14 protein-coding genes are annotated in these 18,249 nt (G+C 42.6%); 2 read left to right on the forward strand and 12 right to left on the reverse strand.

Annotation, left to right across the window (positions count from 1 at the left end; translation table 11 throughout):
• Nucleotide 1: 1 nt before the first annotated feature.
• The 5 genes from rfbA to POV27_RS13555 are packed head-to-tail and all read right to left on the reverse strand — an operon-like array spanning nucleotide 2 to nucleotide 5,954.
• Entirely contained in the window at nucleotides 2–859 is an 858-nt protein-coding gene (gene rfbA / locus POV27_RS13535) for a glucose-1-phosphate thymidylyltransferase RfbA (RefSeq protein ID WP_272863322.1), read from the reverse strand.
• Nucleotides 856–1,875, reverse strand: coding sequence for a dTDP-glucose 4,6-dehydratase (rfbB, locus tag POV27_RS13540; protein WP_272863323.1), 1,020 nt, complete (start codon nucleotides 1,873–1,875; stop codon nucleotides 856–858). The genes rfbA and rfbB overlap by 4 nt, the downstream gene beginning before the upstream one ends.
• Nucleotides 1,872–3,563: a DUF6909 family protein gene (locus POV27_RS13545; protein WP_272863324.1), complete on the reverse strand. Its 1,692-nt coding sequence runs from the start codon at nucleotides 3,561–3,563 to the stop codon at nucleotides 1,872–1,874. Before POV27_RS13545 ends, rfbB begins: the two co-directional genes overlap by 4 nt.
• 28 nt (nucleotides 3,564–3,591) lie before the next feature.
• On the reverse strand, nucleotides 3,592–5,085 hold the full coding sequence (locus POV27_RS13550; RefSeq protein WP_272863325.1) for a GH3 auxin-responsive promoter family protein: 1,494 nt from the start codon (nucleotides 5,083–5,085) through the stop codon (nucleotides 3,592–3,594).
• 2 nt (nucleotides 5,086–5,087) lie between these two features.
• Nucleotides 5,088–5,954 (reverse strand): M23 family metallopeptidase, encoded by an 867-nt coding sequence (locus tag POV27_RS13555; protein ID WP_272863326.1) that lies wholly within the window; start codon nucleotides 5,952–5,954, stop codon nucleotides 5,088–5,090.
• Between the two features lie 105 nt (nucleotides 5,955–6,059).
• Here POV27_RS13555 and tatA point away from each other — a divergent pair, with 105 nt between their 5' ends.
• Nucleotides 6,060–6,245 (forward strand): twin-arginine translocase TatA/TatE family subunit, encoded by a 186-nt coding sequence (gene tatA, locus POV27_RS13560; RefSeq protein ID WP_272863327.1) that lies wholly within the window; start codon nucleotides 6,060–6,062, stop codon nucleotides 6,243–6,245.
• Nucleotides 6,246–6,318: 73 nt separating this feature from the next.
• Here the strand turns inward: tatA and POV27_RS13565 are convergent, their stop codons facing one another.
• The 3 genes from POV27_RS13565 to POV27_RS13575 form a co-directional block, all read right to left on the reverse strand.
• A complete protein-coding gene (locus POV27_RS13565) occupies nucleotides 6,319–7,302 on the reverse strand; it encodes a DUF4837 family protein (protein ID WP_272863328.1) in 984 nt (327 codons plus the stop codon).
• Between the two features lie 18 nt (nucleotides 7,303–7,320).
• Nucleotides 7,321–8,889 carry a LysM peptidoglycan-binding domain-containing protein gene (locus POV27_RS13570; protein ID WP_272863329.1) on the reverse strand — a complete coding sequence of 523 codons (1,569 nt, stop codon included), beginning with the start codon at nucleotides 8,887–8,889 and terminating at the stop codon, nucleotides 7,321–7,323.
• Nucleotides 8,890–8,977: 88 nt separating this feature from the next.
• Entirely contained in the window at nucleotides 8,978–10,165 is a 1,188-nt protein-coding gene (locus POV27_RS13575) for a phosphoglycerate kinase (RefSeq protein WP_272863330.1), read from the reverse strand.
• Between the two features lie 98 nt (nucleotides 10,166–10,263).
• On the opposite strand from POV27_RS13575, the gene POV27_RS13580 reads away from it, so the two are divergent.
• Nucleotides 10,264–11,418: a DNA polymerase III subunit gene (locus tag POV27_RS13580; protein WP_272863331.1), complete on the forward strand. Its 1,155-nt coding sequence runs from the start codon at nucleotides 10,264–10,266 to the stop codon at nucleotides 11,416–11,418.
• 145 nt (nucleotides 11,419–11,563) lie between these two features.
• Here POV27_RS13580 and POV27_RS13585 read toward each other — a convergent pair whose 3' ends face one another.
• Genes POV27_RS13585 through POV27_RS13600 form a run of 4 tightly spaced genes read right to left on the reverse strand, consistent with a single transcriptional unit; the run spans nucleotide 11,564 to nucleotide 18,216 of the window.
• Complete coding sequence (locus tag POV27_RS13585; RefSeq protein ID WP_336375838.1) at nucleotides 11,564–12,412, reverse strand: class I SAM-dependent methyltransferase; 849 nt, start codon at nucleotides 12,410–12,412, stop codon at nucleotides 11,564–11,566.
• A gap of 36 nt (nucleotides 12,413–12,448) precedes the next feature.
• Nucleotides 12,449–14,320 carry a tRNA uridine-5-carboxymethylaminomethyl(34) synthesis enzyme MnmG gene (gene mnmG, locus POV27_RS13590; RefSeq protein WP_272863332.1) on the reverse strand — a complete coding sequence of 624 codons (1,872 nt, stop codon included), beginning with the start codon at nucleotides 14,318–14,320 and terminating at the stop codon, nucleotides 12,449–12,451.
• 55 nt (nucleotides 14,321–14,375) lie between these two features.
• A complete protein-coding gene (ybeY, locus tag POV27_RS13595) occupies nucleotides 14,376–14,792 on the reverse strand; it encodes an rRNA maturation RNase YbeY (RefSeq protein ID WP_272863333.1) in 417 nt (138 codons plus the stop codon).
• Nucleotides 14,785–18,216 (reverse strand): DUF4175 family protein, encoded by a 3,432-nt coding sequence (locus POV27_RS13600; protein ID WP_272863334.1) that lies wholly within the window; start codon nucleotides 18,214–18,216, stop codon nucleotides 14,785–14,787. Before POV27_RS13600 ends, ybeY begins: the two co-directional genes overlap by 8 nt.
• Nucleotides 18,217–18,249 lie beyond the last annotated feature (33 nt).

The raw sequence follows: 18,249 nt of genomic DNA on the forward strand, positions 1-18,249 counted from the left end.
TTTAGTCCAATTGAATTAAATGCTTGCCGTAACCACTTTTCAGCAAAGGTTCGGCTAATTGTATGAGTTGTTCCTTAGTGATATAGCCCATTTCATAGGCTGCTTCTTCGATCGCCCCGATCTTAAGCCCTTGTCTCTCCTCGATCACTTGCACGAATTGGGAGGCTTGCATCAACGATCCGAAGGTTCCCGTATCCAGCCAAGCAGTTCCTTTATCTAAAATGCTTACGCTCAATTTTCCTTGCTGCAAATACACATTGTTTACATCGGTAATTTCCAATTCGCCCCTTGCGCTGGGTGCAATGTTGGCCGCTATATCCACAACGGAGTTGTCGAAGAAATAAATTCCAGGAACCGCATAGTTCGATTTTGGATTTTCTGGCTTTTCTTCGATGGAAAGTGCCTTGCCGCTGGCATCGAACTCCACTACGCCATAGCGTTCTGGGTCCTGAACATGATAGGCATAGATAACCCCGCCATCGGGATCATTGTTGCTCTGGAGCAATTTCTTGAGTCCACTACCGTAGAAAATATTGTCTCCAAGAATAAGGGCTACTTTGTCATCGCCGATAAAATCTTTTCCAATGATGAAGGCTTCCGCCAGTCCGTTCGGGTGTTCCTGAACAGCGTATTGAAAATCACATCCGAATTTTTTCCCATCGCCCAGTAGTTTCTCAAACAAAGGGAGATCCTGCGGGGTAGAAATGATCAATATTTCCCGAATACCCGAATACATAAGGGTAGACAAGGGATAATAGATCATGGGTTTGTCGTATACGGGCATGAGCTGCTTGCTCACTGCCAAGGTTAACGGGTGCAATCTGGTGCCGGAGCCACCGGCGAGTATGATTCCCTTCATAGCAGTCTATCTTGGTTGTTTAGGTACCATTCTATGGTCTTTTGTATACCACTTTCAAAATTTTCATCGGCCTTCCAACCTAAATCCCCTTCAATTTTGGTAGCATCTATAGCATATCGGAAATCATGCCCCGGTCGATCGGTCACAAAACTGATCTGATCGCGGTAAGAACCTTCCTTGGGTTGCAATTCATCCAACATGTCGCAAATGGTGTGGGCAATGTATAGGTTTTTACGCTCATTTCGGCCACCAATATTGTAGGTTTCACCCAAAACTCCTTTGTCTAGAGCCAACTTAATGCCTACGCAATGGTCGCGCACATACAACCAATCCCTTACATTCTGCCCATCGCCATAGATAGGGATGGGTTCTCCAGAAATCGCTTTTCGGATAATGGTAGGGATCAGCTTTTCCTTATGTTGGTTGGGGCCGTAGTTATTGGAACAATTGGTCGTTACCACAGGCATATGATACGTGTGGAAATAACTTCTTACGATAAAGTCTGAAGAAGCCTTGGACGCACTGTATGGGCTATTGGGCGCGTAGGCTGTGGTTTCGGTAAACAATCCTGTATCCCCCAAGGTACCATACACCTCATCGGTAGAGACGTGCAGAAACCTTGCTTCTTCGAATCCTTCCCTAAAATCGTTTGGACCCTTCATCCAAGTCTTGTAAGCTGCATGCAAAAGAGTAAACGTGCCTACAATATTGGTTTCAATGAAGGCTCCTGGACCTGAAATTGAGTTGTCCACATGCGATTCTGCCGCAAAATGTACCACTCTATTGAATTGGTGCTCTTCAAACAGTTCATTTACAAGTTTTTCGTCGCAAATGTCCCCCTGAATAAAATGGTAGCGGACATGATCTGAAAAACCTCCTAGGTTTCTCATATCCCCCGCATAAGTGAGCTTATCCAACACATAAATTTCGTCCTCTGTGGACTCCAAAACATACCCTACGTAATTGGATCCAATGAACCCTGCGCCGCCGGTAACTAAGACTTTGTTGTTTCTCAAAATATTTTTTTAGGTTGCTCTAAAATTTGCTTTAACATTTTTTCGGTGATTGCATAGGTAGGTTTTACACCTGTAGTGCCTAATCCACCCGATGCCAAAGTGCTTCCCGTTTCCAAAGGATTATCACTGGCATAGTATGCATATCTCACCTTTACCTTCGGATTGATACTTCCTCGTATTTTGGAAGCCGATTGTATTGCTTTCTGATAGTGTGCCCCTTCCATTTCCAGCCCGATCACGTTCCAAGTGGATTCGTGGAAAAACCTTAGGATGTCCCTATTTTGAAGGGATGTCCCCAATACAGTGATCATGGAGCCGGTACATACGTTAAGGCCCTCATCTTCAAAGTTTTTCTTTTTCAATTGGTTTTTGAAAGGGTAATTATCCGCCGTTCCCTCGAAAATATGGGAGGACGGAATCATGATATCGCCCTTGCCACCTTCTAAAATTCCAGCTTTCCCCATAATGGATACGGAATCCACGTTCAAAAAGGTACGTTTGCCATTCTGCATCAACGGTTTTAGCAATTCGTCCATGGTTTCATAGGCCTGCTCGCCAAAAGCATAGTCCATAACGATGATCACAGGGGCTTCCACGCCTTCAGTCGGTGTATATATGCTTTCCGGAAGGCGTGCTGCATCGAAAATCTGCACGTCGATATTGGTTCCGCTCTCATCTTTGAGGTACACCATACCACTTTCCATGGCTTTTTTGTTCACTTTGCTCCGCATCTTCTCATTTTCGGACTTGCTCAGCATCTCAAACAGATCTAGGCGCGATTTCCCACGCTTTTCTGTAGTGAGTGATATCTCGGCAAACAAAGAGTTCATAACGCTGTGCATATTGGCGCTAATGATGTGTATGGGGCGTTCCAAAAGTCCTTTGCTAAGTAATTCCTGTTTTATTCGGTACGCCCAACGTTCCCCGTGAATGTGGTGGCCCAGTCGTTCCCGCAGCACGGGACTGAAGGTAATAAGCCGTTTTTCGTCCCTAAGGTGCTCTGCAATAGCGCCTTTCCCCAAGTAATAGATGATCTTTAGGAAACGATCTGGATCTTCCTTGCAGGAAAATTGTGGGTATACTTCCGAAACTTCTTCAAAAGTTCGGCCTAGGAAATTGGCAGTATGTGTAAGGGCAATCTCTTTTTGCTCTTGTGTCAGTTTTCCTTTTCTGTTCACCGCTTCTTCCAACTTTTCCCAATCACGGATCAAGTTCCCTTCATCATTGATCAACACCTGCCGCATGATCTTGTGCGATTCCACATAGAGAAATGTGAGGTGGGTAAGGATATCGTAGATTTCACTGCGGCCCCTGGTCACTTCAATATTCATCTGCTCCTCGTCTATACGATAGCAGTGTCTTCTTCTTTTTAGGGGAATGATAGGCTCAAAATGCGAATTTTTATAGCCTTCATCACTGGTCAGGTTAATGTACCTGCACTCTTCGATACCATAAGGAAGACGGTCTATAACGTAAACCAGCCCCTGCAATTCGATCTTTTCCTCGGCAATGGATCCGTAAATCTCTGGACGAAGAATAAGCAGTGCTTCCCGAAGGGTTTCCCCACTTACGCCCATAGGCTTGTAAAAGCCGCGATTAAATAAATGGCGCATGGTAATGTACATGCGCTCGATGGCGCTGGAACTTTCTTGCGCCCTTGTTCTTGTATGAATGTGAAATTGACTCATTCTTTTTCGCGACAAAGATAACACTATTTTATCCTTGAAATTTCAAGAGACTATCTGCAATTTTGCGGTCGTTGGAGAGTCTTGGAATTTTGTTCTGTCCTCCTAACTTTCCTTGTGACTTCATATAATCGTTAAAACTCTCTTTTCGCACTGGAGTAATTTTTAAAGGTTGCAGTACTTTTCCATCGATAAGATCGAAATAGTAGCTGTTCTGGGACTGCATGGAGCTGTCTATCACCGCTTCGATTTCGGAAAGGTTTTCGGGTTCCCCATCGAATTCTACCAACCACTCGTGGTACGGTAATCCTTCTTCTGCCTCAGTTTGTGGAGCTACTGTAAATTCCGTTATGGAAAAGCCAAACTGTGACATGGCTTCCTTCATGGCCTGCTCTACCTCTTTTCCTATGACATGTTCCCCAAAGGCAGAAATAAAGTGTTTAATCCTTCCTGTCACTATCAATTTATAGGGCTTGATTGATGTAAACATCACCGTGTCTCCAATGTTATAGGCCCATAAACCAGCGTTGGTAGATATGATAATCACATAATTCACGTCTGTTTGCACTTCACCAATGGTCAAACGGGGCGGGTTCTCTTCAAAAAACTGATCTGCAGGAACAAATTCATAAAATATCCCTGAATTAAGTAGCAACAACAATCCCGAGTCTTTTTGCTCATTCTGAAAGGCAAAAAACCCTTCAGAAGCGGGAAACAGTTCGATACTATCGACTTTTCGGCCTATTAGGCTTTCAAATTTCTTTCGATAAGGTTCGTAATTTACCCCGCCATAAATGAACAGGTTGAAGTTTCGGAACAATTCGCCCACCTTTTTGCCACTAGTGGTTTGTAGGCGTTCAAAATACATCTGTACCCAGGAAGGAATCCCACTAATGACCGTCATATCCTCGTCCTTGGTTTCTTCTACAATAGCGTCCACCTTGGTTTCCCAATCCTCAATACAATTGGTATCCCAACTTGGAAGTCGGTTTTTAAGAAGGTATCCCGGCACGTAATGCGCCACGATGCCTGATAACCTGCCAAGCTTTATACCATTCTTCTCATCCAATACAGGGCTTCCCTGCAAAAAGATCATTTTACCATCCACAAATTGAGTATTCCCGGTTTCGTGGATATAACAGAGAAGGGCGTTTCGAGCTGCTTCTATGTGTGTAGGCATCGACTCCTTCGTGAGTGGAATGTACTTGGCCCCAGAGGTGGTTCCCGATGTCTTTGCAAAATACAAGGGCTGTCCCGGCCATAAGATGTCCTTTTCTCCATTGACCACTCGATCTGCATAGGGCCTTAGTTGTTCGTAATCCCTGATGGGTACATTGGCGGCGAATTCGGAAAAAGAACTAATGTTGGCAAAGTCATGATCTTTCCCGAATTGTGTGTCTTTGGCTTTTCGGATGAGTTCTTGAAAGACCTTTTGTTGGGTTTCCTCAGGTTTGGAAATCCAACGGTTCATTTTTTTTACAACTCGGCTGGCAAAAATCTTGGCTCCAAACGACTTTAGGGACATAGTTAATCGAAATCAATAAAATTGGTTGGGTCTATGGGATATCCATCGCTCCATAATTCGAAATGTAAATGGGGGCCCGTGGTAAGTTCCCCTGTATTTCCGGCACGTGCAATGACTTCTCCGGCCTTCACCAAATCGCCTTGTTGTTTGTTCAGGGAAGCATTGTGTTTGTATACGGATATGAGGTTGTTGTTGTGCCTAATGATAATCACGTTACCGGTTTCTGCGGTCCATTCGGCAAAAATCACGGTACCATCGCCAGCAGCTAAGATAGGACTGTCCTTTGTTGTGACAATGTCTACTGCAAAATGCTTGCTTTCGGGATCATAATTTTCGGAAATAGGCCCTTTCACAGGGGCGAATAGCACAAAATTGGGTTGTTCGTTATCGATAAGTGGATTGTACTTGTCTTCCTGCGATACAATTTCGCGCAACAGTAAATCCTGGGCAGAAGGGGATAAATCGACTCCAGAGGTGTCGGTTTGTGCCGCCTCGATGATAGAATCCCTATTAAAATCGACTGCTTTTACATCGCCCGTAAGTACTTTCTTTATGGAAGCAATGTATTGCTCGTTTATGGAAATCGCCTGTTGTAAGGAGTCTGTTTTAAATGCTAAGGTGACCGCTTGTTTTTTAAGCGAAGTAGAGGAATACCCCGGAATATACTCACGTAAAGGCGTAAAAGCAATGAGCAGAATGGTTAAAACGATGAGGATGAGCGCAGAAATAGAACTGAACACAAACACATTAAGCCGGTTCAATTTAAAGGAAAAGCGCTCCTCAAAAGTTGCCTCGTTAAGTACCACCAAGCGGTACTTGTGCAGCAGTTTTTTCCTGATTTTCTTTCCTCTTTTTTCCTTTTTTGCCATTTACGAAAGCTGTGGGTTGCAAATGTAAGGCTTTGCCATTAAACTTAAGGTGAAAACGTTCTATCTACGAAATTCTTGTTACCTTTGCCTCATAAATTTATGCAAATGGAATCTTTAGTATTACCCCTTGCCATAGGACCTTGGCAAATTGTATTGATCGTTGTTATCGTATTGTTGCTTTTTGGAGGAAGAAAAATACCAGAATTAATGCGAGGATTGGGAAGCGGTATCAAAGAGTTTAAGGATGCTTCCAAGGAAGATACCACAGATCAGATAGAAGACAAAAAATAAGCGTTTATCGCCTTACAGAATAGAAAAGCCCGTGAGATCTCACGGGCTTTTTTTTGTGATATATTGTTTCGGCCTACTCAATCTTGGCCGACTTCAAAATGGATTCCAATTCAAATTGCAGATCGCGCTTCTCTACCGAAGGGGCATACGTAAACCCTTCCAAAATTAAATAACGGCTATTTGCTTCGTCGCGGATAGCATAATTTAAGAAAGGCCCCGCCATAAAGGCATCCTTTACCTCCCAAGTTCCCTTGGTTTCATAGGCAAACTTCCCATCGATTTCTGTGGTAAACAAATAAGGAGCATAGGCTTCTTCGGTAATAAACAAAGCGTCGTCTTCTACTGGCAAATAACCGGACCCTATAGAATCCCGCATCTTAATGATATCGCCAATGGCGGTAGAGTCATTGGTAATAAATGACATTGGGATTTGATAAATTAAAATATTGGTGGTGCCCTGTTTTAGGTCCTTTCGCATCCAATAGTAGTCATCGCTAGCAGCGGCCAAACGATAAGCGCTTGGAACCTTAAGGCTTAATCCAAATCGTTCCTTGAGGGAATCTATTTTCTTAACGGAACGTTTTGTTCTCTTTTGTCTTTCTTTGAGTTCCGCATTACGAAAAGCAGCTACAATACGCGCTTGTTCGGTGTCCAGCAATTCCATGATTTTCTCTTCGGAGGTTCCTGTTACGAAAGCTCCTATTTGTGGCCTTGCGTAGGAGTTTTTCTTCAAGATTACGGTGTCTTTGTCGCCTAGTTTAATGTGGACAAAGGTTCGGTAGGTGCGTGCAAACCCTTCGAACACGTCGGGGTTTAGCTGATTGATAGTAAATAATGGTTCCTGTTGTGGCAAGCCATCTACTAGGGCAGCGAAATGTTCTCGCACCTTCTCGCCTACGGGGCCATTCCACAAATCATTGGAAACAACAACTTGGAGGCCATTGATTCTCCCTACGGAATCAGTCAAGATGGAGGTGTCTCTTTTAGAGGAGGCTGAGTCTTGGCAGGCAACCAGCAAAAGCAATCCTGCTAGGAGGAAATAATAGATATTTTTCATGAAGAAGTATTTCAATAGTTAACCTTTTGAAACCTTGAGGGTCATCCCGGGCTTCAATTTTGTACCACTAATATCGTTCCACTTTTTCAATTGCTCTACGGTAACTCCAGGAAATTTTTGTGCAATGCTCCATAAGGAGTCTCCATTCTTCACCGTATACGTCTTTCCAGACTTAGCTACGGCATTACTGGCAACTCCAGAATTGGATGGGGTTTTGGCCAGTTTTCGAGGGTAAATGGTAAGTCGTTGACCGATGCGAAGTCGATCACTTCTAAGCCCATTCCATTGTTTTATTTTTCGTACAGATACACCATATCTGTTGGCAATTTTGCCAAGAAAATCCCCACTTCGCACGCGATAACGTATGCGGTCATTCTGTTCGAAGAACTTAGGAAGTGGCTTTTCGCGTTCATTCAATTCCTTTTCTGCCAGTGCATAAATGGCTTCTTCGTTATTTACGAATTTACCCACCTCTTCAACGGGCAGTCTAAGTACATAATTCTCATCCTTAATTACAGGAATGATTCCCAATTTGTAGGAGGGATTAAGAAACTCGATCTCCGCCAAATCTACCTGTGTAATGCGGGACACCTGTTCCAAAGTGATCATTTTTTTCACACGAATCGTGTCCGTGGCAATATATGGGTATTTGGGTCCATTGCTCTTAAAACCATGCTCTTCGGCAAATTCGAATATGTACATGGTGGCCAAGAATGCGGGTACATAACCGGCAGTTTCACGCGGCAGATGATGACGAATATTCCAATAATTTCGATGGCCTCCCGATCTTCGAATCGCTTTGGAAACATTTCCAGGACCACTATTGTAGGCTGCTAGGGCAAGATCCCAATCATCCAAGCTATCGTAGAGGTTATTCAGGTATTTTGCGGCCGCTTCCGTAGCCATTAGTGGGTCCGATCTTTCATCCACGTAGCTATTCACCTCCAAGCCAAAAATCTTTCCTGTACTGAACATAAATTGCCAAAGTCCCTGAGCCCCAACCCGAGAAGTTGCGGTAGGTTTCAGTGCCGATTCTACAATGGCTAAATATTTCAATTCCAAGGGTAGACCTTGTCGATCCAGTTCCTCTTCGAACATGGGAAAATAATAGTCGCTCAAAGCCATGAGCTGGGACATGGTCCTGCGGCGGTTCTTTAAATAACCCTTAATCACACTTTCCAATGCAGGGTTATACTCTACATTGAAAGGGGTTCTGGCATCCAATTCCTTGAGGCGTTGTTTCAACACTTCGGTTGGCAGCTCCTCATAATCCACTGGCTCATAGGTCTGCTGGGTAATGGAACCATATACTTCTTCAAAAAGATCGTTGTTGTACAACTTGTCCAACCAAACAGAATCCAGTTTTCGGGCCATGGCATTGTCTTGCAGGTCATACACCGTGGAGTCTTTGGTTTGCGTTGCAATAATGGTCTTTGGTAAGTCGCTATCAAAACTTTGAACTGCGATAGAATCTACTACCAGAATGGTTTTGGTAGGCAAGGAATCGATCGCTTGGCTATCCACTTCCTGAGCCAACAAACTACCCATCAAAAAAGACGACAAAAGGAATAAAAAAGGTGATTTCATAAGGGAATAACGCAGCGTTTGCCACTAAATTTTGATAAAAGTAAGGATTTACCCCTTTGGGGCAAACAATTTAATAGGGTTTTGGCAATTAGTCCAAGATGGCCTTGATCCCAGGCAGGGTCTTTCCTTCCAGCATTTCGAGCATAGCGCCTCCTCCTGTAGATACATAGCTCACTTTGTTTCCGAAGTCGAATTGCTTTACGGCAGCGACAGAATCCCCACCCCCAACAAGTGAGAAGGCCCCATCTGCAGTGGCCTCGGCGATTGCGGTACAAACATCAACGGTTCCTTGAGCAAACTTGTCCATTTCGAAAACGCCAATAGGTCCGTTGAACAAGATCGTCCTTGATTTTACAATAACGCTGGCAAATAATTCGCGCGTTTGGGTAGCTCCGTCCAATCCCATCCATCCATCGGGAATGTTATTAATGGCGGCGGTATCCGTATTGGCGTCTTTGGAAAAAGCATCTGCTATGATACAGTCCACTGGAAGGTGAACTTCCACGTTTTTCTGCTGGGCTTTATCAAGGATTTCCAAAGCCAGTTGTTGCTTGTCATCTTCTACCAAAGAGTTTCCTATTTGTCCACCCTTCGCCTTAACAAAGGTGAACGCCATACCACCACCAATGATGAGATGGTCTATTTTATCGAGTATGTTTTCTATGATGGTAATTTTTGAAGACACCTTAGCCCCTCCAATAATGGCAGTTACGGGCTTCTCCCCATCACTCAACACCTTGTTTACGTTTACGATTTCGGAAGCCAGAAGGTTCCCGAAGCACTTGTTGTCCCGAAAGAATTGAGCAATGACGGCTGTTGATGCATGAGCCCTGTGGGCGGTTCCAAAAGCATCGTTCACGTAGATGTCGCCGAAAGCGGCCAGCTCTTTCGCAAAAGAAGCATCCCCTGCCTTTTCCTCCGGGTGATAACGCAGGTTTTCCAACAATAAAATTTCACCAGGTTGCAGTCCATCTACTGCTTCCTTTACGCTATCCCCAATGCAATCGTCCGCAAATTTCACCTGAACGCCAAGAATTTCGGAAGCGCTGTTCACCACATGTTTCAAAGAAAATTCCGCTTCTTTTGCCTTAGGGCGCCCAAGGTGTGACATAAGAATACAACTTCCCCCATCTTCCAAAATTTTAATGATGGTTGGCTTCGCCGCTTCGATCCTCGTAGTATCCGTCACTTCCTGTGCGTCGTTTAAAGGAACATTGAAGTCTACGCGAATAAGGGCTTTCTTATCTTTGAAATTAAAGTCGTTAATTGTCTTCATAGGTGAATTTTTACGGGGCAAATATAATTCATTTTCACCGTCAGCGTATTAAGGGAATGGTATGAATTTTCGCCTGAAAAAAATGTGTAGTTTTGCCTATGGATTTTTCCGAAATCATTGGTCACACCCATATCAAGAATCATCTAAGGACCACGGTGCAACAAGGCAGGATTGCCCATGCACAATTGTTCCACGGTCCTGCAGGAAGTGGATTGCTACCCTTGGCCATTGCCTATGCCAGGGAATTGTTGTGCAGCACGCATGAAGAAGGATCCCAAGCCTATGAGCGCTGCGCTAGAAATGTACACCAATTTACCCATCCCGATTTACACTTCGTATATCCCGTAAACACCAACGACACCGTGAAGAAAAATGCAGTGTCGAGTTTGTTTATGGAAGAATGGCGTAACTTCTTGAATGAGAACCCTTATGGATCCCTTTTCGATTGGTTTCAACAATTGGGTATAGAAAATAAGCAGGGGAATATTAGTGTACTAGAAGCCGAAGACATTTCGAAAAAACTGGCCTTGAAAGCCTATGAAGGCGGGTTCAAAATCATGATCGTTTGGATGGCCGATCGGATGAATACGGAATGCTCCAACAAGATCCTGAAGTTGGTTGAGGAGCCGCCGGAAAAGACCGTTTTGTTGTTCCTTGCCGAAGACTCAGAACAAATTATCAATACCATACGTTCGCGCTGTCAACTGCTACAAGTACCGCTGTTACCAGAAAGCGAAATTGCCAAAGCATTGGTTTCTAAAACGAACGTTTCAGAATCTGAAGCCCTGAGAATCAGTAGACAAGCCCATGGGGATTACAATAAAGCCCTGCATATTCTCTCCAAGGACAACGAGGATTTGGTGTTCGAAGAATGGTTTGTAGCTTGGGTACGATCCGCCTTTAAGTCCAAAGGAAATAAGAAGGCCATTCAGGATCTGTTACAGTGGAGTGAAAAGGTAGCTGGAAAGGGTCGCGAAACCCAAAAGAATTTTCTGCAATATTGCATCGAACTATTCCGCCAAGCCTTGCTTAAAAATTACGGCTTGGATTCGTTGGTTTATTTGGAAACCCAAGACCCAAAATTCTCCTTGGAAAAATTTGCTCCTTTTGTGCATCAAAATAACATCTATGAAATTTTGAAGGGATTGGAAGATGCCCTTTATCATGTGGAACGAAATGGAAATGCCAAAATTATTTTCACCGATCTTTCCATCCAATTGACGCGCCTTATTCACAAGAAGGAAGTGATATAAGAAAAATCTATCGCTTTGTTAAGACAAAATAATCAATGATTATTAAAACAGGCTTTAAATAAGCTGTTTTAAGGCCTTTTTCAAAAAAGAGCACCCAAACACCAAGCCTGCGGCTCAAATTGGCCGTACAAGCGCTCTTTTTGGCTTATTTCTCCTTTTGGAAGCAGTAAAGCAAGGAAGAATACTCTTTGGATGACATGGCAGAGAGATTTGATCTAAATCCTTTCCAAAATGCCTTGAGGGAAAATGAATTTCCAGTTTTGTATTTTTCAGAAAGTAGACTCACATAAAATGCATCGAAGGGCATTGGACGCGTTGCAACTAATTTGAAATGTTCAGAGATAAGCTTTCGCATTGAGCTTTGTGAAAAATGCCAAAGATGTCTTGGCACATCATAGGCCGCCCAAAATTCTTTGTAGTGCTTTGCATCCCAAGAATTGAAATTAGGAACAGCAATGATTAAGTTCCCTCCTGGTCGAACCAAAGCTTCGATTTTGTGAACGGCTTCTTCTAGATCGGGTAAATGTTCTAACACATGCCAAAGGGAAACCACATCGAATTGTTTTCCTGCAAAAGCATCCATTCCTTTTTCTAGGGACACATTTTTTTCTTTTGCAAAATCTCGTGCCTTTTCGCTCACCTCTACTCCATGAATGCTCCATCCTTTTTCTTGAGCCACTTTTAAAAATTCTCCAGTTCCCGCTCCGATGTCCAACAAAGATCCTTTCCCTTCATTCAATCTTGAGATGAGTGAAACTTTCTTTTTAAGGGAATAGGTTTTTACGGATTGGTACAAAAACGAAAGCAAACCTTTTTTGGAATCAGTATGCGAAATGTATTCTTCACTTTCGTAATATTTGGAAAGGTCTTCAGCTTGAGGACAAGGTTTTGTTTCCAAAAACCCAAAGGCTTCATTTTGCACCAAAGAAAATTCCTCGTGGCTTACGAGGAAATCTTTTGTTTTTATATAAACGCTTTCTTCTTTCGGAATCAACTTTTCAAATTTGTTTCACGTGGAACATATAAAAAATCATCGGCCCATATAGACCAACAAAACGGAAATATCGTTGGGAGAAACTCCACTTATTCGAGATGCCTGAGAAATGGTAACTGGTCGAATGGCAGACAATTTTTCCATAGCCTCAAACGATAACGACTTCAATTTTGTATAATCGAAATTGTCCGGGATTCGGATACCTTCCAAACGATGCAGTTTGTCTGCATTCAGTTTCTCCTTCTTTATATACCCCGAATACTTTACTTGGATTTCGGTTTGCTGAAGCACCTCTGTGTCCAATTCGTTATCGTCTATATATTGATTCACGCTCTCAACCTTGCGCATGTCCTCCATGGTAATATTGGGTCGTGAAAACAACTTGAACATCTTGTCGCTTTGTTTTACCAAAGCCGAACCTTTGTTTTCTAGAATGGGATTTATTTCTATAGGCTGAACGCTGGTGTCTTTAAAGAACTTGATGAAAGCATCACTGTCCTCTCTTTTCTTTTCCATTTTCTTCATTCTTGCTTCACTGGCCAATCCCATTTCAAAGGACTTTGGGGTGAGTCTAAAATCGGCATTATCCTGACGCAATAGGGTTCTATATTCTGCTCGAGAAGTAAACATGCGATACGGCTCTTCCGTTCCCTTTGTGATTAGATCATCGATCAAAACCCCGATATAAGCCTCGTCCCTTTTCAAGATAAAAGGATCTATTTCCTGTACTTTTAGATGAGCATTTATTCCTGCCATGAGGCCTTGCGAAGCGGCTTCCTCATATCCCGTTGTTCCATTAATCTGTCCGGCAAAAAACAATCCCGAAACCAATTTTGTCTCTAGGGTATGTTTCAATTGGGTGGGTGGAAAGTAATCATATTCGATCGCATAACCCGGTCTGAAGAACTTCACATTTTCAAAACCAGCACATTCTTTCAAAGCTTTATACTGAACATCCTCTGGCAAAGAAGTAGAGAATCCATTGATGTAATATTCTACCGTATCCCATCCTTCTGGTTCCACAAATAATTGATGCCGATCCTTATCGGCAAATCGATTGATCTTATCTTCGATAGATGGACAATATCTAGGGCCAATACTTTTAATTGCTCCATTAAACATTGGCGAACGGTCAAACCCTTCGCGAAGCAATTCATGAACCATCGAACTTGTGTATGTCATATGACAAGCACGTTGTTCCTTTAACGGAATCGTCTCATCAGAATATGAAAATTTCTGTGGTTCTTCATCTCCTGGCTGAATGATCATTTTAGAAAAATCCAACGACCTTCCATCTACTCTCGGAGGTGTTCCCGTTTTCATTCTCCCAGCATCGAATCCCAACTCGACCAAATCTTTTGTAATTCCTGTTGCGGCTCTTTCACCTGCCCGGCCTCCACCAAATTGCTTTTCCCCGATGTGGATTAAACCATTCAAAAAAGTTCCATTAGTAAGTACAACGGTCTTGGCTCTGACTTCCAAACCGAGTGAAGTTTTCACTCCAACCACCTGATCATTTTCAACCAAAATTCCGGAAACCATCTCTTGATAGAAATCCAAATTCGGCGTTCCCTCCAACATCAATCTCCATGTTTCTGCAAAACGCATTCGGTCGCTTTGCACCCTCGGGCTCCACATGGCAGGCCCCTTGGATTTGTTCAACATCTTGAATTGAATCGCTGTTTTGTCCGACACAATTCCGCTATATCCTCCAAGCGCATCAATTTCACGAACAATCTGTCCTTTCGCAATTCCACCCATGGCAGGATTGCATGACATCTGTGCTATGTTCTGAAGATTCATTGTAATGAGCAAAGTAGACGAGCCCATGTTCGCGGCAGCAGCAGCTGCCTCTGAACCCGCGTGTCCAGCACCCACAACAATTACATCATACTCTTTACCAAACATAATTTACAATGTTCCACGTGGAACAATCAATAAAATTAAATTAACTATCTGATTATCAGTTTAATAACAGTTTTTTAAGGGATAAATCCTCCATTTCACGCATTTTCACTCCCTCTTCTTCAGATTTATCTTTGTAACCGCAATAATGAAGTATTCCATGAATAATAACACGATGTAATTCGCTTTCAAAACTAGTCCCAAAATCCGTAGCGTTATCCTTAACTCGATCTGTAGAAATATAAATCTCCCCACCTATCATTTTACCCATCGTATAGTCGAAACTAATGATATCCGTATAGGTATCGTGCTCCAAAAACTTTAAGTTAATTTCATGCAAATATTCATCGCTACAAAACACATAGTTCACATCTCCCAATTCATAACCTTCGTCCACAACCACTTTAGAAATCCAATTCCTGATTTCGCTTTGATGGTCCAGTATAAAGTCATTCTGACTATGGAATTCAATCATTCGTGCCGTCGAAATACTTCTTTACTTCATTCTTGTATTTCTGCTGCAAAGGTAAGGCTTCTCTATTCAATATTTCAGTAGTGTTGAAATACTTCTTTACTTCCTCAGGACTGAGGCGTAGATTGTTATCGTAGTTCGTACGGTTGGTTCGGGACTCTCTTCTGTTCTCTTGTCCTTGCTTAAAGTCCGCTTCATCCAACTTAAGCAACTCATATTGCAGATTCAACATGCGTTCTAAAGTTCGCTGATTAAATCCTTTGTCCAACAACTGCTGTTCAATCCCTTCCATTTCCTTGATCAACTTCCCGCCGCGACCCTTAAGGCCTTCTTTACTTAATCGATCCTCTAACTGATTTCGTAATTGTTGTTGCTGTTTGTATATCTCGTATAGCTCTCCATTCAAATCCTCATTGTACCCATCGCTTTGGTTTCCTTCACCATCCTTATTTCCTTTTCCATCTCCATTTCCGTCACCACCATCTCCACTATTGCCATCGCCTGATTGTCCTTGGCCATCTTTGCCTTCTTGGCCCTGTTGTCCTTCCCCGGATTGGCCTTCCTTGGATTCACCTTCCTGTCCTTCTTGTCCTTCACTGCCTTGTCCCTGGCCTTGACTCATTCCCTGTTGCATCTGTTGAGATAAACTTTCTTGCTGTTTAATTATATCCGGCAACTGAAATCCTTGTCCCTGGCCTTGACCTTGGCCCTGCCCTGCGCCTGGCATGCTCATCATTTGTTGTTGCATATTGCCCAACAAATCACTTAACAAAATGGCCAATTCATTTGCTCCAGTAACAGTATATTGCTGACTAGAAACACCGCTTCTCATTTGGTTTTCAGCTAAACGCTCCAATGATTTGTCAATGTTAAATTCTATATCAGTTAGGGATTCGTTGATCTTTTCCCCTAACAATGGTTGGCGCAATGACAACGCAAATAGGCTATCGTCAATATGCTGAAAATTCAACTTCAAGTCATTTTGATTATTTAATTTCCTTCCGAAGGCGGCACTCCCATAATCGATGCCTTTGAAATCTTCCATGAGTCCCTCTTGTTCGAAAGAAAACACCACAAGATTGTCTAATATCTGACGCAGCATTTCTACATCCTCTTCTATGGTTTCCATCTGACCAGCCTGCATTTGCATCTGCATTTGCTGCCCCATCTGCTTCATCTTTTTACCCGCCTTTTGCTGACTGGGTTTTGCACCATCCTGATTCTGATTCTGTAATTGATCGGTCGCCTTTTGCTGCTCCTGCTCAACCTCCTGCTCGCCTAACTTGTCCTGAGGAATATCCATAGGCTCCTTTAGCCCTTTGTTCTCCTCTTGAAGTTCTTTCATTTCCTTTTTATAATCCTCAAACTTCTTGTTGAGCTCTTCCTGCTTCTCTGTTGTATTCTCCTCTTTTGGTGCATCCGCTAGTTTCTCTTGTTCTTCTCCTAACTTGAAGATTTCCTCTGCTAGCTTCTCCGCCTTTTTGGTCACATAGTATCGTTTGGTCAACTCTACCAGCTGTTCCAAATTCTTCTCCTGATTTTTGTTCTGTTTTCCAAGCTTCTCTAGCTTTTCGCGCAGTTCTTCCTGATCTATTTTATCTTGTAGGCGCTCCAGTTCCTTTAACAACTCCTCATTTTCTTCTAGGCGTTTTTCGTTTTCATCCAAACGGTCTTTAAGTTGCTCTTTAAAAGGATCCTCCTCTTTATTCTCTGGCTGAAACTTCTCAAGATTCTCCTTCATTTCCTTGGAGAAATTCTTCATCATTTCCTCTTGCTGTTTTTGTCGCTTTATGAAGTTTTCCAATTTCTTTTTGTCATTCCAATTCAGTTCGCTCTTTTCCTTTCCAATCTTATTCAACTCATCCAATCGCTTTTCTTGGTCCTTTAGTTCACGGAGGGACTTATTCATGTCTTGGATATTCTCTTGCTGCTCATTTAGCTGAAGATTCTCTTCTTCGTCCTCCGTAAGCTTTCTGAAACTATAGAAACCACTCTTTGAGGATTTAAAATTGTGAATGCGATCGTTATCGAACACCTCAAAATAATATTCATAGGACACTCCATCCTGAAGTAGTAGATTACCAGGAAAAGTAAACACAAATTGATCTACGTTATTCGTACTAACAGGTATAGACTGTGTCTCCTTGGCATCCTCTTCCCCGACGGGATAATATACCACTTGCAGCTTGGTCAAACCATAATCATCAGACACTTGCCCTAGGAAATAATTCACTTGACTGTCGGTACTATCTACTCTGGATTGTACGTCTATTTCCGGATATTCATCTTTAATAACCCCAATGGCAAATGAAAGATTTTCATATTCCTTTAAATGTTCGTTCGATGTGGTAATAGCATAGTCTAATTTCCGGAAGACACTTTTCTGAAAATTGAAAGCATCATTTTCAGATACAAAAGCATAAGCTGTGTCTTTCGTTTTCAGGACAACTTCATCAGTATTTCGCGTAGCCACTTCCCAACGTATCTTTGTCCCTTCCGGCACTGTAGCATTTCCACTACTGTTAAGTACTTCGTCCTTCCTTCCGGTATATGCCGGATAATCCAAAACCATTTCGAATCCAAGCAAAGACGGCGTTTGCAATACCTCCAACGAATATTCTTGTGAAGTGACCGAATTGCCATGTAGGCGAAATGCAATAGGTTCGGTGGGTTGTGCAAAGGTATATTCGAAACGTCCCGGCGAGGTTTGCTCTAAATAATAGCTTTCATTATTGAAACTAATAGTCGCATTTTCAGGTACAACATCCCCTTCGGTAATCACCTTTACGGTAAAGTTCTTATTCTCCACTGCCGTTAATTCCTCATTCACAACAACGAATGAAAATGGTGCGGGTGGTTCATAAGCGGTATCGTAGTTCACAACACGTTCATAGCTGTCTGAAAAAATATCCTTATCCCACAGCAGGCTCACCAGTACAATCACGATTACAGGAATCGCTGCATACTTTAAATACTTGGCGTTCCTTTGAAAATTAATCGCACTCTTGAAAGGTACAGGTTGCAATTCGGAAGCCTTCTGATCTATACTGGCCGCTAGCAGCTCACTTTCTCTTTGATTTTGGTTTAACTGTATGACATTCAACAACTTATCACTAACTTGAGGGAAATGACTTCCAATGATCTTAGCAGATTCTTCATAGCCTATTCCTTGCTGTAACTTGAAAAGTTTGGCCAATGGAAAAGCAATAAAGCGTGCGAATAAAGCCAACTCCACAACAACAAAAGTCCAAAACAGCAGGGTTCGGCCAGTGGGTTCCAGCCAAAGAAAATGCTCTACCAAAAGTGTAATGATAAGCCACAATAAGCCTGTAGCAAAAAAGAGAATCGCCCCCTTTATTAACTCGTTGGTATAGTATTTTTTAATAAATTGTTCCAGCTTTTGCTGGATGATACTAAACGTGCTCATAATCAAACAGAACTTCTAAAATAGCACAAAAAT

Origin of the sequence: Aureisphaera galaxeae, assembly GCF_028561275.1 — a bacterium.
Classification (GTDB): domain Bacteria; phylum Bacteroidota; class Bacteroidia; order Flavobacteriales; family Flavobacteriaceae; genus Aureisphaera; species Aureisphaera galaxeae.